This is a genomic window from Citrobacter sp. W9 (assembly GCF_026719375.1).
GTDB lineage: Bacteria > Pseudomonadota > Gammaproteobacteria > Enterobacterales > Enterobacteriaceae > Citrobacter > Citrobacter werkmanii.
This window is the reverse complement of the sequence record NZ_JAPPTE010000020.1, coordinates 1-24353: the sequence shown is the minus strand read 5'-3', so window position 1 is coordinate 24353 and position 24353 is coordinate 1. Positions and strand designations below refer to the sequence as shown.

The window sequence follows — 24353 nt, the reverse complement described above, 5'->3', positions numbered from 1 at the left end:
AATGCTAAGATTATTATTCTCATCATAATTCCCGATAAAATGACCCCTTATGGAAAAAATTCAGGCTGATGGCCTGCCATTGCCCCAGCGATATGGTGCAATTTTAACCATTGTTATTGGCATCTCTATGGCAGTACTCGACGGCGCAATAGCTAACGTGGCACTTCCGACGATTGCTACCGACCTTCAGGCGTCACCCGCCAGTTCAATCTGGATCGTTAACGCCTATCAAATCGCCATTGTCGTTTCACTGCTGTCACTCTCATTTTTGGGTGATATGTTTGGCTATCGACGCATTTATAAATGTGGTCTCGTCGTATTCCTGCTTGCCTCGCTGTTCTGTGCTTTATCAGACTCGCTACAAATGTTAACTCTGGCCCGCGTGGCCCAGGGGTTTGGCGGCGCGGCGCTGATGAGTGTAAATACAGCATTAATTAGACTTATTTATCCCCAGCGTCAGCTTGGTCGGGGGATGGGAATTAACTCCTTCATCGTGGCGGTATCCTCAGCGGCAGGCCCCACCATTGCCGCGGCGATCCTCTCTATCTCGTCATGGAAATGGCTGTTTCTGATTAACGTCCCGCTGGGAATAATTGCCCTGCTGCTGGCTATGCGCTTTTTGCCACCTAATTCGTCCCGCAGCAATAAACCACGCTTTGACCTGCCAAGTGCGGTAATGAATGCCTTAACGTTTGGCTTGTTAATTACCGCGCTCAGTGGATTTGCGCAAGGGCAGTCGCTAAAATTGATTGGCACCGAGCTTGTGGCGCTTATCGTGGTCGGTTTTTTCTTTATCCGCCGCCAGTTGGCGTTGCCGGTACCCTTATTACCGGTTGACCTGCTGCGCATTCCGCTGTTTTCACTCTCGATTTGCACGTCAATCTGTTCATTTAGCGCGCAAATGCTGGCGATGGTTTCTCTGCCCTTCTTTCTTCAAACCGTGCTCGGTCGTAGCGAAGTCGAAACGGGCCTGCTATTGACCCCATGGCCGCTGGCAACCATGGTGATGGCGCCGCTGGCCGGATATCTTATCGAACGCGTCCACGCGGGGCTATTAGGTGCACTGGGTATGGCCGTGATGGCAAGCGGATTATTTGCCCTGGTGTTGCTTCCCTCTGCGCCCTCCGATTTTAATATCATCTGGCCGATGATATTGTGCGGCGCGGGTTTTGGTCTATTTCAGTCACCGAATAACCACACCATCATCACCTCCGCACCGCGTGAACGCAGCGGCGGGGCGAGCGGGATGCTGGGGACTGCGCGCTTGTTAGGGCAAAGTACCGGCGCGGCACTGGTGGCGTTAATGCTCAATCAGTTTGGTGACAGCGGGACACATATGTCGCTGATAACTGCGGGTGTACTGGCAACGGCTGCCGCCATAGTGAGCGGCTTACGTATCACGCAGCCGCGCGTTCAGGCATAAAAAAAGCGCGTCTGACGACGCGCTTTTTCTTCCAGACTTCTTCGGGTTACTTCAGGTATTCCCCACTACGCAGCGCTTCAATACGCTTATCCAACGGCGGGTGAGTCATAAACAGCTCACTCAACGATTTGGATTTACCGTTGATACAGAACGCCATCATGCTGGTGGCTTCCTGCGGTTCATAGCTTGTTTTCAGACGCTGCAACGCGGCGATCATCTTCTCACGGCCGACCAGTTTGGCAGAACCGGCATCCGCATGGAATTCACGGTGGCGTGAGAACCACATGGTAATAATGCTGGCCAGAATACCAAACACCAGTTCCAGCACCGTCGCCACCGCAAAGTAGATTAATGGGTTACCGTTGCTGCCCTCGCCCTCATCGCGGTTACCGCCCATAAATCCGGCGGCAATTTGCGCCAGAATACGGGAGATAAAGATAACGAAGGTGTTGACCACCCCCTGAATGAGGGTCATGGTCACCATATCGCCATTAGCAATGTGGCTGATCTCGTGCGCGATAACTGCTTCGGCTTCGTCCGGGCTCATGTTTTGCAACAGGCCAGTACTCACAGCCACCAGCGAAGCATCCCGGCGAGCACCGGTAGCAAACGCGTTAATATCTGGCGCATGGTAGATTGCAACCTGCGGCATAGCGATACCCGCCTGACGGGCCTGATTCGCTACCGTATTCATCAGCCAGCGTTCTCTTTCATTACGGGGCTGTTCGATCACTTCCCCGCCAACGGACTTTAACGCCATCCATTTGGACATCAGCAGCGAAATGAAGGAACCACCAAAACCAAACAGCAGTGCCATGATCAACAAGCCTTGAACGCTGCTTGACTGAATCCCTGTCAGGCTCAATACCAGCCCGAAAACGACCATCACAGCCAGGTTCGTCAGCAGGAAGAGCGCGATTCGCATCATAATTTTCTTTTAACCTCAATTTAACAAAACGCACTATGCGATTACCCATATCGTATGGGTCTTATGGCTATTTTCAAGCATCCATAGGTGCTAAGTCACCAGAAAGACACAACTTTACATTTTATCGTATCAGACTGACGTCTTCATGCGGTTGTTAAAAAAACAGGCACAATTTCTTGTGCCTGTTGGAGGTTATTGACTGGTTGCGGGCTGTTCCGCTGGCTTCTCTTTTTCAAGATGCGCCAGGTCGAGCGCTATTTTTACCGTTTCATCCAGATACGGATCCGGTTCCTGGTAATCTTTCGGCAGATCGTCCAGTTTCTTCAACAACGGTTTGCCTTCACGCTTAAACCGATCGTTGATGCGCGCCAGACGCAGTGCATCATCTTCGTTATTCTCTTTCTCACGCTGAGCGTAATTCAGAGAAGCAATGCTGCGCTTATCCTTCATCGCATTAAATCGCGCAATGTCCTTCATGATGTACTGGAACTCAGGATCGTTCGCAATACGTGCATTGTGCTCTTTTAGCAATTCAGGTCCAAATGGCGTCAGGTTATCAGACTTTGTATAGGTTGCCGCATCAATGCTATCCCACGGCAGTGCGTTATCTTCAAACTTTTCACCGGTTTCAGTTTCTTCATTACCTGTCGGCATGATGATATCCGGCGTAACACCCTTACGCTGCGTACTGCCACCATTTACACGGTAGAATTTCTGGATCGTGTACTGAACGGAACCCAGCGCTGGCCATTCCGGACGCAGCATCTGATCATAAATACGGTTCAGAGAACGATACTGCTGTACGGTGCCCTTCCCAAAGGTCGGTTCACCGACGATCAGCGCACGCCCATAATCCTGCATTGCCGCGGCAAAAATTTCCGATGCCGAGGCACTGAAGCGATCGACTAACACCACCAGCGGACCTTTGTAATACACAACACCGTCGGTATCGCTGTCTTCACGCACTTTGCCGTTATTGTCACGAACCTGAACCACCGGGCCGGAAGGAATGAACAGACCAGAAAGCGAGACCGCTTCGGTCAGTGCGCCACCACCGTTAGTACGCAGATCGATAATCACGCTGCTGACATTCTGTTTTTCCAGTTTCTGCAGCTGAACTTTTACGTCATCCGTCAGGCCAACATAGAAACCAGGAATATCCAGTACGCCGACCTTTTCTTTGCCAACGGTTTTCACAGACATTTTAACCGCGCGGTCTTCGAGACGAATGCGTTCACGCGTTAGCGTGACAATGCGCGTCTTGGTGCCTTTACCAGCAGGCAGGATTTCGAGGCGAACTTTGCTGCCTTTAGGTCCTTTGATCAGCGCCACAACATCATCCAGACGCCAGCCAATCACATCGACCATGCCTTTTCCGGTCTGGCCCACGCCGACAATACGGTCGCCAACGCTTATCGCTTTGCTCTTGGCTGCCGGGCCGCCTGCCACCATGGAGTTAATGACGGTGTAGTCATCATCCATTTGCAGAACTGCGCCAATACCTTCCAGAGACAAGCTCATTTCAGTATTAAACTGTTCTGTGTTGCGCGGAGAAAGATAGTTAGTATGCGGGTCTATTTCACGAGCAAAAGCCGTCATCGCCAGTGAGAACACATCTTCACTGTTCGTCTGCGCCAGGCGGCGAATGGCAAATTTATAGCGACGTGTCAGCGTTTCGCGAATTTCCGCATCGGTTTTACCGGTCAGCTTCAGGCTGAGTTCGTCAAATTTTACTTTGCCGTCCCACAGCGCATTGAGCTCTGCTTCGCTCTTCGGCCAGGGAGCTTTGCTCCGGTCGAGGTTAAAGGTGTCAGTCCCGGTAAAATCCATTGGACGCGCCAGCACGCTTAGCGCGTACTGATATCGTTCAAATCGGCGTTTTTGCGCCAGATTATAAAGATCGTAAAAGACATCCAGCTTGCCCGTGCGCAGTTCATCGCCGAGGACAGTTTTCTTTTTTGCATACTGTTCGATATCGCTCGCCAACAGCACGTTATGGCTGTAGTCGAGCAGATTCAGATAGCGGTCAAAAATTTTTGCCGAAAACGCCTGATCCAGATCGAACTGGCGATAGTGTGAACGTGTAAAACGTGAAGTTACACGTTCACTCACCGTCGCATGCTGGGTTTCTTCCTTTAAAACGGGGATTTGATCGGCACGCGTGATGTCTTCTACAGCAAGTGCCTGGCCTGCTAATGCAAGCAGACCAGCTAACGCAGTAAGCCTAAAAAAAGTGTTCATGCCAGGCCTGGCCTCCGTTTCAGAACACCAGGTGTTCTGCGCGTACAATCAAAGACATACCCGAATTCAGCTGTACACGGACGCCATCTTTGGTGATTTCTAATACGGTGGCATCCATCGCATTATTACCTGCTTTCACCTTCAAGGACTGCCCTACCGTCAGCACTGAAATATCAGATACCGGGGTATGCTGTTCTTCACGAGGAGCACGCGGTGCTTTTGCTGCTGGTTTTTCAGCGCGAGGTTTACGTTCAGCCCCTTCTTTACGACGCGGAGCAGGACGCGGCTTACGCTCGCGACGCGGTGCGTCTTCTTTTTCGCCGGCAGCAGCGGCCGCTTCGCGTTTTTTCGCCTGTTGCTCTGCACGTTGCGCCTGAACGCGAGCTTTAGCTTCTTCCAGCTGTTTGCGAGCATGTTCAACATGTTGCTCATCCAACTCACCACATGGGTTGCCGTCGAGATCAACACGCGTTGCGCCCAATTTAACGCCATACAGATAGCGCCAGCTTGAAGTATAGAGACGTAAGGCAGAACGGAGCTGTGTCTTGCTGAGGTTCATTTCGCCCTCAACACGCTCTACCAAATCCTGAAAAATGCCAATTTTCAGTGGGCGCGCTTCGCCTTCAGCACTAAAACACTGCGGGAAGCGTTCGGCCAGAAACGCGATGACTTCTTTACTGCTATTCAACTTAGGTTGATTTTCCATGAAATTTCCTGATTACAACGGACGTAGCCAACAAGCGCAGGCATGAACAGGCGACATTATAATGACGTCATCAGTAATTGCTACGTTATCCGTTGATTATCCTGCGACGCTCGCAAAGAATTTTTTGTAATCCGTCGTTGCAAGCACGGTTTCAAGCTGTGCCACAAGCGTACGCAGCCCCTGTTCGTCTTCTTCAGTGAAGCGACCAAACGCAGTGCTATCAATATCCAGCACGCCGATTATCTGATTTTCAACGGTGACAGGCAGAACGATTTCCGCGTTGCTGGCGGCATCGCATGCGATGTGCCCGTCAAACGCGTGCACGTCTTCGATACGCTGCACCTGATTGCGCGCCACCGCGGTACCGCATACACCACGCCCTACCGGGATCCGCACACAGGCAATTTTGCCCTGGAAAGGGCCAAGTACCAGAGTCTCGCCCTCAAGCAGGTAAAAACCGGCCCAGTTTACTTGTGCAAGACGCTCGTACAACAATGCGCTGGTATTTGCCAGCGTTGCCAGAAAACTGGTTTCACCTGCCATTAATGCCTGAAAATCACGGTTCAGATCCGTGTATAGCTCTGATTTGTTCATTATGTAATCACTTAGTTGTCTTACTTAAAACTGCAGCCTACTAAAATAAACATTAAATGCGTTAATGCTCAAGATCATTCCCGTCATGAGTTAAGATAACATTACTTCAACATTTTGATACGCGATACATGGCCCTTACGACATCACGCATCACGCCAACTAAAAAAATAGCCATCAGGTCTATCGGCGAGGCACTACCACGTGCACATTATCATCGTTGTCCTGAATGCGACCTGATATTTAGCTTGCCTAAAATGCGCTCGCACCAAAGCGCATTCTGCCCACGCTGTCAGGCAAAAATCCGTGACGGACGCGACTGGTCCTTAACGCGGCTGGCAGCAATGGCTGTCACCATGTTGCTGCTGATGCCCTTCGCCTGGGGAGAGCCGCTGTTACATATTTTTTTGCTCGGTGTACGCATTGACGCCAATGTGATGCAGGGTATCTGGCAAATGACCCGCCAGGGTGACCCACTCACCGCATCTTTCGTGCTATTTTGCGTTGCAGGCGCGCCGATTATTCTCGTTACCTCAATCGCTTATCTGTGGTTTGGTAATATTCTCGGGATGAACCTGCGTCCGGTGCTACTGATGCTGGAAAGGCTCAAAGAGTGGGTGATGCTCGATATCTATCTTGTGGGTATCGGCGTCGCGTCAATTAAAGTTCAGGACTATGCTTATTTGCAACCTGGGGTGGGACTGTTTGCTTTTATTGCGCTGGTGATCCTCAGTATTTTGACGTTATCGCACCTCAACGTAGAACAGCTTTGGGACCGTTTTTACCCACAAAGGCCTGCTCGTCGGCCCGATGAAAAGCTTCGCGTTTGCCTTGGTTGCCACTTTACAGGGTATCCGGACGCCCGCGGTCGCTGCCCTCGTTGCCACATACCGTTGCGCTGGCGCAGAAATCAAAGTATTCAAAAATGTTGGGCTGCTCTGCTGGCCTCGATTGTCCTGCTGCTGCCTGCTAACCTCCTGCCTATCTCGATTATTTATGTCAATGGCTCCCGGCAGGAAGACACGATCATGTCAGGCATACTGTCTCTGGCGAACAGTAATATCGGCGTGGCGGCGATCGTGTTTATTGCCAGTATTCTGGTGCCATTCACCAAAGTGATTGTGATGTTTACGTTGCTCATCAGCATTCATTTTAAATGTGAGCAAGGATTGCGTACCCGCATCAAACTGCTGCGCATAGTGACCTGGATTGGTCGCTGGTCAATGCTGGATCTTTTTGTTATCGCTTTAACCATGTCGCTGATTAATCGCGATCAGATACTTGCTTTTACTATGGGACCGGCTGCGTTTTATTTCGGCGCAGCGGTAATATTGACTATTCTTGCAGTGGAATGGCTGGACAGCCGCTTACTTTGGGATGCACATGAGTCAGGAAACGCCCGCTTCGCAGACTGAAGCGCAGATTAAAACAAAACGTCGTATCTCCCCGTTCTGGCTGCTGCCGTTCATCGCATTGATGATTGCAGGATGGCTTATCTGGGGAAGCTATGAAGATCGCGGTAATACCGTAACCATTGACTTTATGTCGGCGGACGGCATTGTGCCTGGCCGTACCCCTGTTCGCTATCAGGGCGTCGAAGTGGGCACGGTGCAGGACATCAACCTCAGCAAAGACCTGCGTAAAATTGAAGTCCGCGTCAGCATCAAATCAAATATGAAAGATGCACTGCGCAAAGATACCCAGTTCTGGCTGGTCACACCGAAAGCGTCGCTGGCGGGGGTTTCCGGCCTGGATGCGTTAGTTGGCGGCAACTATATCGGCATGATGCCCGGAACCGGCGAGCCAGAGGATCATTTCGTCGCGCTCGATACGCAGCCGAAATACCGTCTGAACAATGGCGATTTGATGCTGCACCTGCGGGCCCCCGACCTCGGTTCGCTTAATAGCGGCTCGCTGGTTTATTTCCGCAAAATCCCGGTAGGTCGGGTCTATGACTACACCATTAATCCAAATAATCAGGGCGTAACCATCGACGTACTGATTGAACGTCGCTTTACCAATCTGGTGAAAAAAGGCAGCCGTTTCTGGAACGTATCAGGGGTAGACGCGGATGTCAGCCTCAGCGGCGCCAAAGTGAAACTGGAGAGTCTGGCTGCGCTGGTAAATGGCGCCATTGCCTTTGACTCACCGGAAGATTCGCAACCCGCCGTTGCCGACGACACGTTTGGTTTGTATCAGGATCTCGCACACAGCCAGCGCGGCGTGATCGTTAAGCTCGACTTACCCAGCGGCGACGGACTGAAAGCAGGCTCAACTTCGCTGATGTATCAAGGATTGGAAGTCGGTCAACTGACCAAACTGGATTTAAATCCGGGCGGGAAAGTCACGGGCGAGATGACGGTCGATCCCAGCGTCGTCACGCTATTGCGCGACAACACGCGTATTGAATTACACAGCCCTAAATTATCATTAAGCGATGCGAATCTCAGTTCGCTGCTGACGGGCAAAACATTCGAACTGATACCTGGCGAGGGCGAGCCGCGTAACCAGTTTGCGGTGATTCCTGCGGAGCAATCATTGTTACACGATCCGGGCGTCATGACGCTGACGCTGACCGCGCCGGAAAGTTACGGTATTGATGCCGGCCAACCGCTGATTCTTCACGGCGTACAGGTCGGTCAGGTGATTGAGCGCACGCTGTCCAGCAAAGGCGTTTCGTTTACCGTCGCCATCGAACCGCAGCATCGCGCGCTGGTGCAAGGTGACAGTAAGTTTGTGGTCAACAGTCGGGTCGATGTCAAAGTTGGGCTTGATGGCGTGGAGTTTCTTGGCGCCAGCGCCAGTGAGTGGATCAGCGGCGGCATTCGTATTTTGCCTGGTACAAAAGGTGAAATGAAAAAAAGCTACCCGCTGTATGCCAACCTGGAAAAAGCGATTGAGAACAGCCTGAGCGATCTGCCAACCACCACGGTCAGCCTGAGTGCCGAGACGCTGCCCGATGTGCAGGCCGGTTCGGTGGTTTTATATCGTAAATTCGAAGTCGGTGAAGTGATTAGCGTTCGTCCACGCGCCGATGCGTTTGATATCGATCTGCATATCAAACCGGAATATCGCAACCTGCTGACCAGTAACAGTGTGTTCTGGGCCGAGGGCGGCGCCAAGGTTCAGCTTAACGGCAGCGGTTTAACCGTTCAGGCTTCTCCCCTGTCGCGAGCGATTAAAGGCGCAATAAGCTTCGATAACCTGAGCGGCGCCAGCGCCAGCCAACGCAAAGGCGACAAGCGGATTCTGTATGCGTCAGAAACCGCTGCCCGTGCGGTGGGCGGCCAGATAACCCTGCACGCCTTCGATGCCGGTAAACTGGCGGCCGGGATGCCGATTCGCTACCTGGGAATCGATATTGGCCAGATCCAGACGCTTGAGCTGATCACTGCCCGTAACGAAGTTCAGGCCAAAGCGGTACTGTATCCGGAGTACGTACAGACCTTTGCGCGGAGCGGCACACGCTTCTCCGTGATTACCCCGCAAATCTCAGCAGCCGGCGTGGAGCATTTAGATACCATCTTACAGCCGTATATCAACGTTGAACCTGGCCGCGGTAACCCGCGCCGTGATTTTGAGCTGCAGGAAGCTACTATCACCGACTCTCGTTACCTCGATGGTCTGAGTATTGTGGTGGAAGCACCGGAAGCGGGTTCATTGAACATCGGTACGCCAGTTCTGTTCAGAGGTATTGAAGTCGGGACCGTCACCGGGTTGACGCTCGGCTCCCTTTCCGATCGCGTGATGATCGCTATGCGCATCAGCCAGCGCTATCAGCATCTGGTGCGTAACAACTCTGTATTCTGGCTGGCATCCGGCTACAGTCTCGACTTCGGCCTGACCGGCGGCGTCGTGAAGACCGGTACCTTTAATCAGTTCATTCGCGGTGGGATCGCCTTTGCAACCCCGCCGGGTACGCCACTGGCCCCGAAAGCACAGGCTGGTAAACACTTCCTGTTGCAGGAAAGCGAACCGAAAGAGTGGCGTGAATGGGGAACCGCCCTGCCACGATAACCTCTCCCTTTGCTCCGGCGTACTCGCGCCGGAGCACTTATGCTACACTGCGCTCCTGTTTTTTTGCCGGTGGTACCAAGTGGCTTATTTTCCCGACGCCTTTCTGACACAAATGCGTGAAGCAATGCCTTCCACGCTCTCATTCGATGATTTTCTCGCTGCCTGCCAGCGTCCGCTGCGCCGTAGCATCCGCGTCAATACGCTGAAAATCTCTGTTGCCGATTTCCTCACTCTGACAGCGCCATATAACTGGTCGCTCACCCCTGTTCCATGGTGTGCTGAAGGCTTCTGGATTGAACGCGATGATGAAACGTCACTGCCGCTCGGCAGCACCGCAGAACATTTAAGCGGCCTGTTTTATATTCAGGAAGCCAGCTCAATGTTGCCAGTCGCCGCGCTGTTTGCCGATGGCAATACCCCGGAACGCGTAATGGATGTCGCGGCAGCTCCCGGCTCCAAAACCACGCAAATTGCCGCCAAAATGAATAATCAGGGCGCGATTCTGGCAAATGAGTTTTCCGCCAGTCGCGTCAAAGTCCTGCATGCCAATATCAGCCGTTGCGGTATCAACAATGTCGCCCTGACCCATTTTGACGGGCGGGTATTCGGCGCGGCATTACCAGAAACATTCGATGCCATATTGCTGGATGCTCCATGTTCCGGCGAAGGCGTGGTACGTAAAGATCCCGATGCGCTGAAAAACTGGTCCATAGAAAGTAATCTGGAAATTGCCGCAACCCAGCGCGAGCTCCTCGACAGCGCATTTCACGCTCTGCGTCCCGGCGGCACATTGGTTTATTCAACCTGTACGCTGAACCGTGACGAAAACGAAGCCATTATGCAGTGGTTGATTGAAACCTACCCGGATGCCGTTGAATTTTTACCGTTGGGCGATTTATTCCCGGAGGCTGAACGCGCCCTGACGCCGGAAGGATTCCTGCATGTGTTCCCGCAGATCTACGATTGTGAAGGTTTCTTCGTCGCGCGTTTGCGCAAAACGGCCGCCATTCCTGCGCTACCCTCACCGAAATATAAAGTGGGTAACTTCCCGTTCAGCCCGCTGAAAGGACGTGAATCCGCGCTTGTTACCCAGGCCGCTAACGCCTGCGGATTACAATGGGCAGACAATTTACGCCTGTGGCAGCGCGATAAAGAGATCTGGTTATTTCCGACAGAGATTGAACCCCTGATTGGCAAAGTTCGTTTTTCCCGCCTCGGGGTTAAACTGGCTGAGACCCACAACAAAGGGTATCGTTGGCAGCATGAAGCCGTCATCGCCCTCGCCGATCCAGGCCACAGCCATGCGTTCGAACTGAGCCTTGCCGAAGCGGAAGAGTGGTATCGCGGTAGAGATGTTTATCCGCAAACTTCACCCACAACTGACGACGTGTTGGTTACCTTCCAGCATCAGCCGATCGGCCTGGCAAAACGTATTGGATCGCGATTGAAAAATAGCTATCCACGCGATCTTGTCCGGGATGGCAAACTCTTTACAGGATAACGCACGTTTTGACTGGCGCTTTTGCTAACGTTGACTACGCTGAAAAATGGACGACCTAACTGGTCGTACCACAATCAGCAGATAAACGGAGAGCACGATGATGAAAACCAGTGTGCGCATTGGCGCTTTTGAAATCGACGACGCCGAGTTGCATGGCGAATCGCCGGGGGACCGAACGTTAACCATTCCATGTAAATCCGATCCGGATTTATGTATGCAACTGGACGCCTGGGATGCCGACACCAGCGTCCCGGCCCTTCTGAATGGAGAACATTCTGTTCTGTTTCGCGAGCACTACGATCGTAAGTCAGATGCCTGGATCATGCGCCTTGCCTGATTCAAAAAGAACCCGTCGCCAGACGGGTTATTTCCTGGCTAATTTCCCTCATCTATCAACATCTTCTACACTAGAGGTATGGCTTTACCATTAGAGGATGGAATGTTCACGCTGGTTCTTTTTGTGTGCTACCTTGACGGCGGTTGTGAAGATATCGTGGTTGATGTCTACAAAACTGAGCAGCAATGCCTTGTATCGATGGACGATCAGCGCATCCGTAACGGCGGATGTTTGCCTGCGGACGATTATATCGACAGCTTCTGGCGTCCGGCCCAGGAATACAGTGATTTCTGATTATTGCAGTTGCACCAGCGTTAATTCGCCGCCAAATACCGCACCGGTATCAATATAGTGCAGATTGTCGCGATCCAACCGATGCCGCAGCGGCGTATGTCCAAACCAAAAGTGATCCGCGCCGCGTATGCCGTTACCATTGTTCATCAACCGTGCTCGATCCCACAGTACCCGCTGTAAATCGACCTCTTTTTGCCACTGGTAATCATCATCCGGGTAATCAGCATGAGCAACAACGTGTATACCACTCCGGCAGCGTAGTTCCAGAATCCAGGGTAACTTTCGGCACGCTTCCAGTGCTAACCTCGCCGCGGGCTGATCCGCGTGAGCAAACCACGCGCCGCCGTTCATAAACCACGACAGTTGCTCCCCCGTCGCCAGTGCATCCAACGCCATCTGCTCATGATTGCCCCTGACTGCCACAATCCAGCTTTTACGCATCAGGCGCAGGCAACGGAGACTGTCAGGGCCACGGTCGATAACATCGCCCACTGAAACCAACAGATCCTGCCAGGGATCAAAATGGCACTGGCGCAGTTTAGCCATCAATAAAGAGAAGCAACCGTGGAGATCCCCAACGACCCAGACGTGTCGCCAGTTTGTTGCTGCGATCCGCTGGTAGATATTGTCAGGCTGTCCCATTTGACCTCCTGCATACAAATATTACCCTTCACTTAATTAAACCATAGCAGCAAAATTCCGAACGATGCTGGTGTCACGACCCTATGTGATCAGCCCGCCTAACAGGCACCTGGGCAACAGCTTCCAGCTCTTCTTCCAGTTCTGTAACAATAGATTGCAGGTCATAAGTGGGTGCATTTCGCGTGCTGGCTCTTTCTTCTCTTTTATGTTTGCTTGTTATTTTTATATAAAAATCAATAACCTCAGGTATGTCTGCTGTGATTTTTTTCACGTCATTATCATGGTAAAAGAGCAGTGGCGGCCCACCCTGGGTATTAAATGCAACGGCCTTTAATGGTGTCAGCTCCATAGCTTCAATAAATCCTTTATCACAGCTTAAAATTCCAGGAAAAAAATACCGTTGGTCATTTCCGGTATTGAAGGTAATAGCTTGTTCTAAATATCTGCAATGAGTAAGGTCCCATGCCATCCCATGTAAAGCTGGCCACATATTTTTTGATTTTTTATGTATCTTGTTAAAAAATCTAAATTGAGTTCCTCTTTTAAAGAACTCACTTGCAAGAATCAGCTCTCTTGTGGCCAGAAAACCGACTTTGTTGTGTGCAAAAATTAACAGATCGATAAGTTTATTCTTTAGCGACCTGGCGGGTGATTTGATTTGGATGATACTCATCATTAGAAGGTAAGCATATATACTATCATGTCGATCTCGTAGCGCACGCCTGAACTCAGAATCCTTGTGTTTAGCAAGCATAGAATTAAAATGTCTGTCAGTTTTAAGTAAAAGCTCACTTTGTGATATTTTTGATGTCAATTTCCCGGTATTTCCCGTTTTGATGAAATCTACATCCTTTATAAACTCGTAACCTAACAATTTATCAAATATTTTATGATGGTTTTCTTTTACATCTAAATTGTTAAGATTCTCCAGTTCATACAGTACAGAATCTACCTGAGTATTTTTATGGGAAATAAAATTGAATATTTCTTCAATGTCATCATCTAAACCTGAGACCTTTCCGTTAATATAAGGCCGCAAATAACTTAATGCCTGGCTATCAAGGGATATTGAGTAGTCTATTTTAAAAGTAGAGCAGCGTTTATCACTAAACATTTCTTCTATCGTTTGAGGATCCATGACGAACACATTTTCATCATTGAATAAAGAACGAATAGATGCTCCGTTTTCGAACTTTTTGTTAGTTTGAAAGCCCGGATATGGACCTTTAGGAGACGAAAATACAAATTTATATTCAGGTATTAACTGATAGACATTAGTGTAGAGATTTAATGAGGAAGAGAGATCGTCTGCATTACCAATTTCCATCACCAGCCATTCTTTAAACTTATCCATTTCTTCTGTCTCTTTACTGTGAGTCTAAGTCCCGAGTCAGTGGTGAGAACTTCACCTATTGATGAAGAAGTATACCGCTATCGGTACAAGCGAGTCCAAACGTCTGAGGGAACAAGAACCCACTGAAAACACTGACACATACGTCATGCACACTCTAGGATACGAGGAAAAACAGCGCCCATCCCTGTTCTTTTTCTCTGCAAATACACTGTGAATGTTAAAAACTGTGTGGTATAACGAAGCAATCCCAAATACTGATATGTGGACAAATTTCGGAAATTTTTGGACATGACGTTCTAACTTATTGAAATGAAATCCGCATAAAAAGAGACCGAATACGATTCCTGTTTTTTCCAAAATTATTTTTTATCCTTTATTTTCAACGCAATAACAAACCATTAGAACAAAAAACACACAATTAAAGGTGTGTTTTCAGGTACTAAAAATCATATAGTTAGCCAAAATTTCGGACATATTCGGACCGGTTTCGGACAGTTTTTCCTTCCAAAATTGAATGCGTTGACGCCAGCAAGCATAAAATAGAACAGATAAGCCGTACTGTTCAGGAAATGTTTGAAGAGGCTGATATGTGGCTGGTTTCAGATTAAACACATTGATTCGTCATATTGCTTAAGTACAATCCGTCGCGACCGGGAACCAACCAATACTCGCTATATTGTAAGGCCACCAGTCGGCCGCAGTTACGTTCTTGCATACGACGTGACTGCGGCACCTCCCTGTTTTAAGGCTTTATATCCTGCTGGTTATCCTCACGCTCCCGTTCAGCTTTTTCCATGGCTTCCCGTATTGCCAGTTGCTTCTGATTCCAGAGACTGTCCTCCGACATCTGAACACGCACATCAACCCACCGACCTGCAGGAATATCAACCGGCTCGCCATCCAGCACCGTTTCAGTAAACGAACCGTCGTTATTCTTTTTGCCAATCAGGTTTCGTGCGAATTCCGGCGCGCTTGGGTGGGTCCGGTGATACGTTTTCAGCACTATATCGCCGTCTGGCTCCACACAAAAATCAGCCCAGACCAGCGGCTGGTTGTTGATATCTGTCGGTATCACTACACCACCATCAATACCTCCCCAGAGCGGATCCGCATTCAGTCCCGTAACACCAGATAGCAGATACACACCAGTTGACACGCGTTTTACAGTAACGCCTTCTGACTCGTCATTGAGTTCCACAGACCCGTTACCAAATATTTTAACAATCGGGGATGCCGGTTTCAGAGCGCCGTTGGCATCAATGGTGGTGTTGGATGCGCCCCACTGTTTAATCCAGGGAGTATCTACTATTCCGTTTTCAGTGCTGGATGTCGTTCGCAGGTAAATCTCATTGGTATCAGCAATAAATATCCAGCGATTTACTTGCCCGAGCGTAAAATTATTTAATTCATTTCCTGAGTTATTCAGGCTTAACAGACCGCCATAAGGTTTAGGCGTCCAGGTATTACCCGCTGCCTGCCAATAGCCGCAGCGAGGGGCGTACTGTGCTCCACTGATATTCTTTTCAATAATATTTGAAGACAAAGAGTTCCAGATGCTTGCTGCCTGTATATTTCCCCGTGCTCCGGCGGCATTATCTGAGCCCATACCTCCCTGCTTCAGGCTAAGCGGCGTGGTCAGACCCGTTATGCTGGTTATATCGGAGTTTACTCCACTCCCCGCCTTCCCTTTCAGGGCCTGGTTAATGTTATTCAGAGTGCTCGCTATTCCTCCCCATGCAGGCCCGGTAAAAGAACTACCATCGGGAAGTTTTACTGTCACATCCCCACTACTACTGAATATCAGTTGCCAGTTCTGTTTGTCGTAATTCAGACCGCGCAGAGCTTCTGCACTCTGTGCAACCAGAGCTGCGGTGACAAGGTTCAAAGCCATCCGGGGAACCGCATACCAGGCCAGTCCACTTTGAGTTGGCCCCGTGTAGGGACTGACAAGAGAAAGCCCCGCATTATCGTCAATGGTTTCTACGGGTAACGTATACGTGACGCCACCTACCACGGAGACAATAAAATCACCGGCTTTTAAATCTGCCGTAAATGCCGTGCCTGTTCCGGTGACATAACGGTCATTATTCGTCAGGGTTAATGTTCCTGCTGACATAGTTTTTCCTCAGTACATGTTCGGAAGAATAAGAATGGGCATGGCAATATTCCTGTTACGGGTCATATCCCATGCACCAGAATTGCGGTCCGCAAATACTTTGTTGTAGGCTGACCTGACGCTACCGCCTGACATGACAACGCCTTTGGTTCTGATATTTCCCCATCCGCCTATCATTCGTACCTGAACGCCGGTATAGACTATCTGGCAGAACCCGCCGCCAATATCCTGAAAGGCATCGGTAATCTGGATTTGACGGTCATATACAAACGGGCGTTTCAGCGTGGAGAACGTGACCTGACCTGCGGCGTTGGTCATCGTGATACCGTCGCCGCCGACAGGTGCGGTCTGATTGAATATCACCAGGTCTATCGTCGCCGTTCCGGCCACATCGTCCCGCCCTGTGTAGGAAATATCGCGCACGATGATATTGCCACCATCAAACCCCACCGACACATTCGGGTTATCCCATTTGCCGAAAGGAATACCGCTCACCGGAAGCGGCGCGCTGCCGTTAACCGTAATGCGCCCGGAATAAGCGCAGGTCATCAGCGCGGCCTGATTGGAGATGGAGGTGAAGTCAGTCGAGTTTGAAACCAGTAATCCTTCGTTATACGTCGCCGCAGGGAGCAGTTCCATAACGTAGCCAGACCAGTCAGGGACAAGACTTTTTCCACCGATTGTCTCAGCCCCGATAATCACCCCGGAATCTCCGTTTCGGGTGACGCTGGTCATAATGGCCACATCAAATTCAGCAAAGGAATAGATGTAAATGGGGTTAGTTGGCACCACGATAGCCTGTGAGCCAGGAACGAGTGGCGTATTGACAGGGTACTGCATGAACTGGGATGACCAGCCTGAGAACGATGTGCAAAAACTCGGGGCACGAAGCCCCGCAGTAATCGCCATCACCGGACGGCCATCGTTATAGTCGATTAATATCCCTTCCGGCATTATGACCACCTCCCGACGACAACACGACCACCGCCAGATAAATTGACAGTCAGGCCATTCCCGTTGATGACAACAGTGTTATTAACGCCGTTAAATGCAAACTCACCACTATCGGCATATAACCTCCCATGGAATTCCGGGCTGGCATTCTTGGGTAAGTTCCAGCCTCTTACGCCGGGAATGAAATTCGACGATTGCAGAGAATCGGTAATTTTACCAAAATCAATGGACGCTTCCTGGATGAGCACACTGCGAATAAATACCTGCCCGTTATAGACAAAGAATGCAGCCTGCCAGTTACCTGGATTGTTACCGGAGTAAATTCCGAACTGATCGGCGGCAAAGACAACCGTGGATTTATAGCTGTTTCCATCAGGTTCGATGGACATACCGAAACCCGTGTTGTACTTAACACCATTTCTTACGATACCCATGTTCAGCGTGTAGGAGGCTTTGGCTGTTCCGTCGCTGTTCACCACCGCAGTCATTTTCTGGTTTACAGCAGAGGTCAGACTACCATCAGGTCCTATTTGAGCCTGGACATAAGTGGATAAGTCAGCGAGCCCCTGCTCAGCAGTAGCCACCGTGGTTTTTACAACCAGAATATCAGCGCGTACCTCACCATACTGTTGATACTGATGCTCAACGGTGCCATGATTCGCCAGCGCATTTTCCATAATACCTTCCAGGTTAGTATCAACCCCGGCCTTAATATTCTGGAACGCGTCAGAGTTCTGAATCTGATCATCTATGATGTCAATCAGCCCGCCCGTATCCATAGAGCACAACGCCGGAACCTCGATAAAACCGGATGCACCAAAGGCGTTAACCGTTCTGATGTACCAGTAATAGGTATGTCCAACCTGTAGCTGATTGCTTGTCCATGTGGTTCCCATGCCTTCGCGGCTTGCATTCCCTTCCACGGTCGCTGTTGAGGTATCAGGTAGTTTCGTTTCACCTGACGTCCAGAAATCGAACTGCGTGGAAACATTAGTGATCGCCGCCAGACGCGGGATCAGCGTGACGGCAAAGAATCCCTGCTCAATATCAACATGGGAAGGTGCTGGCGGGGCTTCAATGCTGAATTCCAGATACCCTTCTGGCGATTCTGCCCCCATCTGGTTTACGGCAATAACGTGGGCTGTGTAAGTATTTTTCGGTAACCCGGTAAGACGCGTGAACGTCCCCGGAACCTGGACGGACATGACCATCTGACCATTGCGGCGAATGACCACTTTGTTGTAGACCACCTGCCCGATGTTCTGCCATGACAGAATGCCCTGTACAACCTGTCCAATTTCCTCCACGGTGTATTTCAGATTCTGCGGCTGCGCCACTCCACCGGATGGCAACTGAGTGAACGGCGGTCGCTCAATCGGTTTACCAACGGCGTCGCCCCAGACATCTGCTGTTTCCTGCTTCAGCGTCAGTTGCACGCCATTCTGAACGCCGAACTTCCAGTCAGTTACCCGCATCTCAACATTCACGATACCGATAGATGGGAAATTCACCTTCACGTACATTCCCGGGCGGTAACGGTATCCGCTCAGGTTCAACGTAACGTTCATGGTTCTGGCGATGCGGGTGCGCTTTAACTTCACGTCAGCCAGTCGCTGGGCCTGAAATTCAGAGGTCACAAATCGCAGCTTCATATCCTGCGATATTTCTACGCCGTCTTCTGTCACCCATTCACTGACAGACACAGAGGGGAAATCCGCTTCGGTATAACCCTGCTGTGGATCGACAAATGTCCCCTTGATGGTGTTAACGCGCTCCGCCTGAGAGACTTCCGGCATGATTTCGATATCACCGGCTAGTTGGCTCTCAGTGATCACCTCTGTCGCAGGACCATAATAAGCCCCGACCAGAAGGCCATGTTTGCCCGCGGTATACGTTACATCCCCGGCGCATGCTGCCAGCATCCCTTCAAGAATACTGACCTTGTTTTCACTGAGATCGAACTCACCGTTGATGGTATAGCGCTTCTCAACGGTATTACCGCCAGTAATCACATCTTCATCACAGATATTCGCCGCGTCCTTAAACTGGTCCCAGAGAATATCGGTGTCGGGCACTTTCAGGTAATTGCGGTAATAGTCCAGGATAACCAGCGCCGCATTGTTGCTGTAACCCGTCAACCCGGTACGCGGGTCATAAACGGCACGCCCCTGTTTTTCGACCTTGATGTTAGGGATACCTGCCGGGAATTTTTCAGCGTTGAACTTCAGGGATACGCGCAGCCAGGTGATCCCTTTCCCGATCATGTCTTCTTTCCATGACGGGCAGTTTTCCAGCATGTACGGGTCCGCCGTCTGGCGATTGGTGTGCAGCTCGAAAAAGGCATGCTCAGGATAGCTACTGATCGGCTCATCACCCAGCCAGACAGTCTGAACGCCGGATAACGGGTGTCCCGCCAGGGCAATAGCCAGATGCAGCATTTCGCCATCATCCTGTTCGCCAGCCTGCTCTTCGGAAAAGAACAAAGTGCCCGCCGACGTTGAGCGACCATAAACAACGGTTTTGGCGCTGGCCGCTGCACGCAGAACCTGTTTGCGTTCAGACGTATCACGGTAGGAATTCAGCGACGGGGTCTTGGTCAGAGCCTGAGTGGCAATCTGTGCGGCGACGGTGATAACCATCGCAATGGCATACATTTCATTTGCCGCTGCCACACCTGCGGCAATGGTGGCAACAATAGGAACAGCAGCAGGCATTAACGCACCCTCCAGACACTCAACGGTTTAACCCGAAGACTGACAAGACCATTTTCTCCAGGAACCCATACAACGCCGGAATACACCACCCCGGCGCATCGCGCCCCGGCATTTTCAACAACGGCAATATCCCCACGCTGCGCCAGTTTCACCGGTACTTCGTCGAGATAACGGGCCAGCACCTTTTCAAGCGAACCGCCACCGCGCAATATCGCCTTTTTTGCCCCATGCTCACTGTCGTATGTTCCGCGCCAGTCTGCCGCAAAATCCTCGCCGCACATGGCCTGAGCGCAGTCTGCCGCGAACAGGCAGCAGTCATGACTGCCCCATAAAAAAGGCCGCTTTTCAGCGGCCCTTATTACGGTAATTAATCTGTTATGCCAGTCCGGATGCTTCATGCTTCCTCACTTATAGGTAAATCCTGGTGCATCTTTTTTACTGCCCCAGTAAATCGAACGTTCAGACATCTGCGCCACATACCGGAATATGCGGTCTCCGGGATAAGCGGCCTGCTGCGATTCATCGGTATAGCGATCGGGGAAAGGACGCTGCCAGTCTTCAAAAATATTACTGATGGTGTACTGCAGGGCGTTCGTCCCGCCAGCGGTCGCCCCCGTACTGGATACCCTCCCTTTGAACAGGAGATCGGCAACCTGGACAACACCGTTATCATCCATGGCCACCAGATAGATTTCGGCATTTCTGCCCACGCATCGCTCATTCAGCGTGGTAGCAAAGAGGGCCATATCCAGACCAGAGAGGGTCATTTTGACCTGCGTCGGACTGGTCGTGCTGGTTTCACTGGCATCATCAACAGACCCCATGCGGCCCATGCCATAATAGACATAACCACCAATAACCAGTGTCCCGGTACCGGAATGCACATAGACGGTGCCGGATTCAAACTGAATATTGGCGGCGATCGCAACCGTCACCCTGTCGCGGGATAACCAGTCCACCATCGAATCCGAAAAGGGGGAATACAGCATTAAAATGCCTCCTCAAGCTCCAGCGTGTAACTGGTAAAGACACCCGGCATACGGTTACCGGCACCCTGCTGGTTATCCTTCAGTTTGAAAATGCCGTAGGGTTTCGCGACCTCAATGACAGCATTAGCCGGTGGCGAACTACGCAACATCGGCGCAAAGGCAATCATTGCGGTACCGTTCGCCGCGCTCGTCACGTCGGCTGTAACCATCTTTAGCTCATCGTTAACAGTGAAATAATCGCCCTGTCTGAGCACCAATGTTCCCGGCGTCCAGCCCTTACTCTGAAGCTGGGTTCCCGTCTGATCTGCCCCATCAACAACGGGCGCACCAGCAGGCGCTCTGCCACTTCTGCCCCAGTCACGGACTTTTACCCTTCCATACTCACCATCAAGCGAAGCCACCAGAGCATCAATACGTCTGGATTTTTCGTCAGTAAGGTTATTAAAGGTCAGGGAACATACCCAGCGGGTACCGGGGAAGCGTGCTGTCTGCGATGCCCCATTGAAGGGGGAACGGAAGGTTTTGGTATTACTTTCTGTTCGCCAGGTCAGCGACGCGGGGCAGACATCTTCGGGCCATTCGAATACAGCCATAGATTCTCCTGCATTATTCTGCGCACGGCGGCGCTACTGATCATTTGTCAGGATGTTACTGATTGATATCCATAGTTAAAATACGTGTTCAGCCCGTCAGTGGTTGGACACTGGCGTATTCTGGTAATGAGGGATGGCTGATTACCTCTAAGAAAGGGTTAAAATGGATATTGAAGTATTAAAAAGAAGCCTTGACCGAACAGATGCTCTTGAGTCGGTCGTTAGAGAACTAATAAGTGTGCTCACACCTGAGCAACTATCTGCTTTTCAAAGCAACACAAAAAAGACATGGGAGTTAGCTGAAAAAAATGCTCCGTCTGAACTCGCTGAAACAATATCCAGAACTAAAGCTTTAGCTCTGAAATTGTCTGGTATTGAAAAGTAAATTTTGCTTTGCGTTATCTAATGCAGCATTAATATTTGAATTAAATGCGGCCTGATTCCGGGCCGCTTCAATAATATTTACGACAACATTTTGGGCATGTTCTTTCGCCCGCTGATTGTACCCTTCCAGCGTAAGTTCTGGCGTTAAGTCTTCGCTGTACTGAATGGTAGCGACATTTTCTTTGCCAATTTTCACCGACACGTTACTGCCAATGCGCTGTGTAGATGACATGGCCAAATTTTCTCCGAAAGAAATTCTTACTCCATTTTCTTTCGGAAACCCTACTTTAAATTCAAGTGACTCAACTCGTTGTTCTAAAGTCATAACTGTCTCCCGCCTTTCGGCTAAATGAAAATTAATAATGGTTACACGCCAAGCAATCGTCTTGCCTGACCTCTATTAGAGAAGTCCTGCAAGATATCCTGACGCGCCTGCTTCGCACCGTCATTTGCTCCCTGTCGCGCAGCTTCCTGCATAGCCTGCTTCAGTGCAGCGTCTCCGTTACCGGATATGTTGAAGTGCTGATGAATAATCGTATCACCGCCGCCTGATGTAGAGCCTGGAGTGCCAACCATGCGAACACCCAGCGAACCATCAGCTGATCGTGTCAATGGCATAATGGCTTCCGGCCCCGCCTCCCCCATAAGCCCGGCACCTTTTGCAAAAGCAAAATATGTCGGTGTGCTAACAATGCTGTTGCTGTAAGCGCTCAGACTTTCAGAGGCATATGCACCACCTTTTGCATTCAGCTTTATGCCAGATGCGGCAGAGTTATAAGCGCCTGAAGGAGTGCTGCCAGATGCAGCGCCAGCACCCACCCCAAACATGCCGCCGATTGAACTGAAAAAACCGCTGTTACTGGCAGACCGTAAAGAATCCACCAGCATCGCATTGAGGATAATTTTCTGCATAGACTGAAGCACCGAACTAGCCCAGTCTTCCCAGTCAACCTTATTACCGGCCAGTGCATCAGAAATGTTACCCACCAGCCCGGACATTGCGTTATTCACCAGGTCAGCAGACTGAGATGCGTAATCAGAAGCAGTGTCAGCCCAGTTCGCAAAACCTTCACGCATACCCGTTGTCCAGTCACTGCGCTGGGCATCAGAGGCCGAGTAATAAGCTTCCTGATCTCGTAACCGTTCATCGAGATAACGTTTATTTAGTTCCAGTTCCTGACGGTATAGGTCTTCAGAAATATCACCTGACTGGTACTGCCGCTGAAGATCAATGTTCTTCTGCTGAAATTCCTCCCGGATGCGTAGCATTTCCTGCATACGTTCACGCATTCGGCTTCCCTGTCCATATCCGGTAAGTTCTGCCTGGTTAGATGCTCGCGCGCTGGCGTTTGAGTCAGCGAGGTTGGCTTCATACGCCGCTAATTGTTCGCGGATTTTCTGCTGATCAATCAACGCGGCATTCTGCAACAGGGTTTGTTTTTGTGCCTCGGTAAGAGACGTAAGCTCACCCTGGCTAACCTGGTATTTCAGTTTTGCCAGTTCGGTATTCTGACCAGCCAGAGCGATTTGCTCTTTCTGCTGCTTAATGAGTTTGTCGTAAGTATCCGCCGTTTTTTCGGCTTCAGTTTTTCCACCTTTTGCTTTCGGCTTGTTAGCCTGATTATTTCTCCACTCCTCTAAACCATTATTAATTAACTCCTGACGGCTGGTTTGGTAACGAGGATCGTTAGAAGCGAAGCCAAGATCATCAGCAGAATAACTTAATCGTAAGCGTTCTCTCTCCTCGCCTTTACGGCGAGATAATTCAAGTTCACGCCTACTTTTTTCAATCGCATCCACCTGTTTAGTATTAAGCTCAGCCTGAGGTGACCGTAACGGAGAGTTAACCAGTCCCTGACGAGACATAAGCAGTGCATTTCCCAACCCTAGCAGACGATTAAACTCTGTATGCTGGCCGTTCATAATTAATAATGACTGATAGGCTGAATTCTGTTCTGCTGCCTGCTGACGAATAAGCGCAATACGACGATGCTCTACCCCCTCAAGAACCTCCTGAATAGACTGCGATTTAGCCTGCATCTGTGCCAAGCGTTCTTGCTCAATAGTTAAAGCATTAGTGGCATCAGAAAGACCTCGAGTAGCGTCATCTATGCTCTTAAGATGGTTAACCATGTAACCAGCAACTGTAGGACCAGGGTTAGCCAACATATGCTGGTAACCGGAAATTTCTTCCCGTAACTGCCTAACCTTTTTCGCCTGCTCATCAATAAGCCGGTTTTGCTCGTCTAATGCCTGTCTAGTCTTGGCTTCATTATCTGAAGCTTCAGGTAATGACATGGTTTTTGTTTTAGAGCGTATCTGATCAATGGTATTTGCATAGTCTTGTGCGGATCGACGAGCTTGCTCCTGATTCTGGTACATGGTGTACCATGCACCTGCTCCCAACATAACCAGACCAGGAATCCCGCCAACCAACCCAAGTGTTACCAACGGTGCAAAACTGATCCACCCCAGCGGTTGAAAATTGATCCAGGGGTTAATCTGCTCCTCTGAATACAGGGGAGCTTATGATCACTTTTGAGATTCGTATGGAAATTAAAGTCCTGCA

At 50.3% G+C, this 24353-nt stretch carries 21 protein-coding genes and 1 pseudogene; 8 read left to right on the top strand and 14 right to left on the bottom strand.

Annotated elements, in window-relative coordinates; all coding sequences use genetic code 11:
• Positions 1-49: 49 nt before the first annotated feature.
• Positions 50-1423, top strand: a complete 1374-nt coding sequence (locus OOJ59_RS22165) for an MFS transporter (protein ID WP_160956427.1) — start codon at positions 50-52, stop codon at positions 1421-1423.
• A 46-nt stretch (positions 1424-1469) separates the two neighbouring features.
• Here OOJ59_RS22165 and htpX read toward each other — a convergent pair whose 3' ends face one another.
• The 4 genes from htpX to OOJ59_RS22145 form a co-directional block, all read right to left on the bottom strand.
• A complete protein-coding gene (htpX, locus tag OOJ59_RS22160) occupies positions 1470-2351 on the bottom strand; it encodes a protease HtpX (protein WP_003034964.1) in 882 nt (293 codons plus the stop codon).
• Positions 2352-2543: 192 nt separating this feature from the next.
• Positions 2544-4592: a carboxy terminal-processing peptidase gene (prc, locus tag OOJ59_RS22155; RefSeq protein ID WP_069324696.1), complete on the bottom strand. Its 2049-nt coding sequence runs from the start codon at positions 4590-4592 to the stop codon at positions 2544-2546.
• 19 nt (positions 4593-4611) lie between these two features.
• A complete protein-coding gene (proQ, locus tag OOJ59_RS22150) occupies positions 4612-5298 on the bottom strand; it encodes an RNA chaperone ProQ (protein WP_003833781.1) in 687 nt (228 codons plus the stop codon).
• Positions 5299-5394: 96 nt separating this feature from the next.
• A complete protein-coding gene (locus tag OOJ59_RS22145) occupies positions 5395-5892 on the bottom strand; it encodes a GAF domain-containing protein (RefSeq protein WP_038641301.1) in 498 nt (165 codons plus the stop codon).
• A gap of 128 nt (positions 5893-6020) precedes the next feature.
• On the opposite strand from OOJ59_RS22145, the gene yebS reads away from it, so the two are divergent.
• The 5 genes from yebS (at position 6021) to OOJ59_RS22120 (ending at position 12038) form a co-directional block, all read left to right on the top strand.
• Positions 6021-7304: a membrane integrity lipid transport subunit YebS gene (gene yebS, locus OOJ59_RS22140; protein ID WP_038641303.1), complete on the top strand. Its 1284-nt coding sequence runs from the start codon at positions 6021-6023 to the stop codon at positions 7302-7304.
• Positions 7273-9906, top strand: a complete 2634-nt coding sequence (locus tag OOJ59_RS22135; protein ID WP_038641305.1) for a PqiB family protein — start codon at positions 7273-7275, stop codon at positions 9904-9906. Before yebS ends, OOJ59_RS22135 begins: the two co-directional genes overlap by 32 nt.
• A gap of 79 nt (positions 9907-9985) precedes the next feature.
• Positions 9986-11407 (top strand): 16S rRNA (cytosine(1407)-C(5))-methyltransferase RsmF, encoded by a 1422-nt coding sequence (gene rsmF / locus OOJ59_RS22130; RefSeq protein WP_160956426.1) that lies wholly within the window; start codon positions 9986-9988, stop codon positions 11405-11407.
• A 100-nt stretch (positions 11408-11507) separates the two neighbouring features.
• The gene (locus OOJ59_RS22125; protein WP_029139506.1) at positions 11508-11744 is read left to right on the top strand and encodes a YebV family protein; all 237 of its coding nucleotides are present in this window, start codon (positions 11508-11510) and stop codon (positions 11742-11744) included.
• 102 nt (positions 11745-11846) lie between these two features.
• On the top strand, positions 11847-12038 hold the full coding sequence (locus OOJ59_RS22120) for a YebW family protein (RefSeq protein WP_032939629.1): 192 nt from the start codon (positions 11847-11849) through the stop codon (positions 12036-12038).
• Here the strand turns inward: OOJ59_RS22120 and pphA are convergent, their stop codons facing one another.
• Entirely contained in the window at positions 12039-12680 is a 642-nt protein-coding gene (pphA, locus tag OOJ59_RS22115) for a protein-serine/threonine phosphatase (protein ID WP_087856062.1), read from the bottom strand.
• A gap of 73 nt (positions 12681-12753) precedes the next feature.
• The gene (locus OOJ59_RS22110; protein WP_085048049.1) at positions 12754-14034 is read right to left on the bottom strand and encodes a hypothetical protein; all 1281 of its coding nucleotides are present in this window, start codon (positions 14032-14034) and stop codon (positions 12754-12756) included.
• A gap of 509 nt (positions 14035-14543) precedes the next feature.
• On the opposite strand from OOJ59_RS22110, the gene OOJ59_RS22105 reads away from it, so the two are divergent.
• The gene (locus tag OOJ59_RS22105) at positions 14544-14642 is read left to right on the top strand and encodes a DinI-like family protein (protein ID WP_075204994.1); all 99 of its coding nucleotides are present in this window, start codon (positions 14544-14546) and stop codon (positions 14640-14642) included.
• Between the two features lie 134 nt (positions 14643-14776).
• Here the strand turns inward: OOJ59_RS22105 and OOJ59_RS22100 are convergent, their stop codons facing one another.
• From OOJ59_RS22100 to OOJ59_RS22075, 6 genes are read right to left on the bottom strand one after another with little or no spacing between them, the layout of a single operon-like run.
• Complete coding sequence (locus OOJ59_RS22100; protein ID WP_268063485.1) at positions 14777-16150, bottom strand: phage tail fiber protein; 1374 nt, start codon at positions 16148-16150, stop codon at positions 14777-14779.
• A 9-nt stretch (positions 16151-16159) separates the two neighbouring features.
• A complete protein-coding gene (locus OOJ59_RS22095; protein WP_268063484.1) occupies positions 16160-17104 on the bottom strand; it encodes a DUF6453 family protein in 945 nt (314 codons plus the stop codon).
• The gene (locus tag OOJ59_RS22090; protein ID WP_268063483.1) at positions 17104-19818 is read right to left on the bottom strand and encodes a phage tail tip protein J-related protein; all 2715 of its coding nucleotides are present in this window, start codon (positions 19816-19818) and stop codon (positions 17104-17106) included. The genes OOJ59_RS22095 and OOJ59_RS22090 overlap by 1 nt, the downstream gene beginning before the upstream one ends.
• Positions 19818-20216, bottom strand: coding sequence for a DUF6950 family protein (locus tag OOJ59_RS22085; RefSeq protein WP_080182734.1), 399 nt, complete (start codon positions 20214-20216; stop codon positions 19818-19820). The genes OOJ59_RS22090 and OOJ59_RS22085 overlap by 1 nt, the downstream gene beginning before the upstream one ends.
• Positions 20217-20222: 6 nt before the next feature.
• Positions 20223-20807: a hypothetical protein gene (locus tag OOJ59_RS22080; RefSeq protein WP_110248596.1), complete on the bottom strand. Its 585-nt coding sequence runs from the start codon at positions 20805-20807 to the stop codon at positions 20223-20225.
• A complete protein-coding gene (locus OOJ59_RS22075; RefSeq protein WP_268063482.1) occupies positions 20807-21400 on the bottom strand; it encodes a hypothetical protein in 594 nt (197 codons plus the stop codon). The genes OOJ59_RS22080 and OOJ59_RS22075 overlap by 1 nt, the downstream gene beginning before the upstream one ends.
• Before the next feature lie 163 nt (positions 21401-21563).
• Here OOJ59_RS22075 and OOJ59_RS22070 point away from each other — a divergent pair, with 163 nt between their 5' ends.
• Complete coding sequence (locus OOJ59_RS22070; protein ID WP_199953464.1) at positions 21564-21785, top strand: hypothetical protein; 222 nt, start codon at positions 21564-21566, stop codon at positions 21783-21785.
• Here OOJ59_RS22070 and OOJ59_RS22065 read toward each other — a convergent pair.
• Together OOJ59_RS22065 and OOJ59_RS22060 are read right to left on the bottom strand one after the other, a co-directional pair.
• A complete protein-coding gene (locus tag OOJ59_RS22065) occupies positions 21753-22109 on the bottom strand; it encodes a hypothetical protein (RefSeq protein WP_268063481.1) in 357 nt (118 codons plus the stop codon). The two genes, OOJ59_RS22070 and OOJ59_RS22065, sit on opposite strands and share 33 nt — an antisense overlap.
• A 41-nt stretch (positions 22110-22150) precedes the next feature.
• Positions 22151-24226 (bottom strand): annotated as a pseudogene (locus OOJ59_RS22060) (phage tail tape measure protein); the annotation flags it as partial.
• Positions 24227-24353 lie beyond the last annotated feature (127 nt).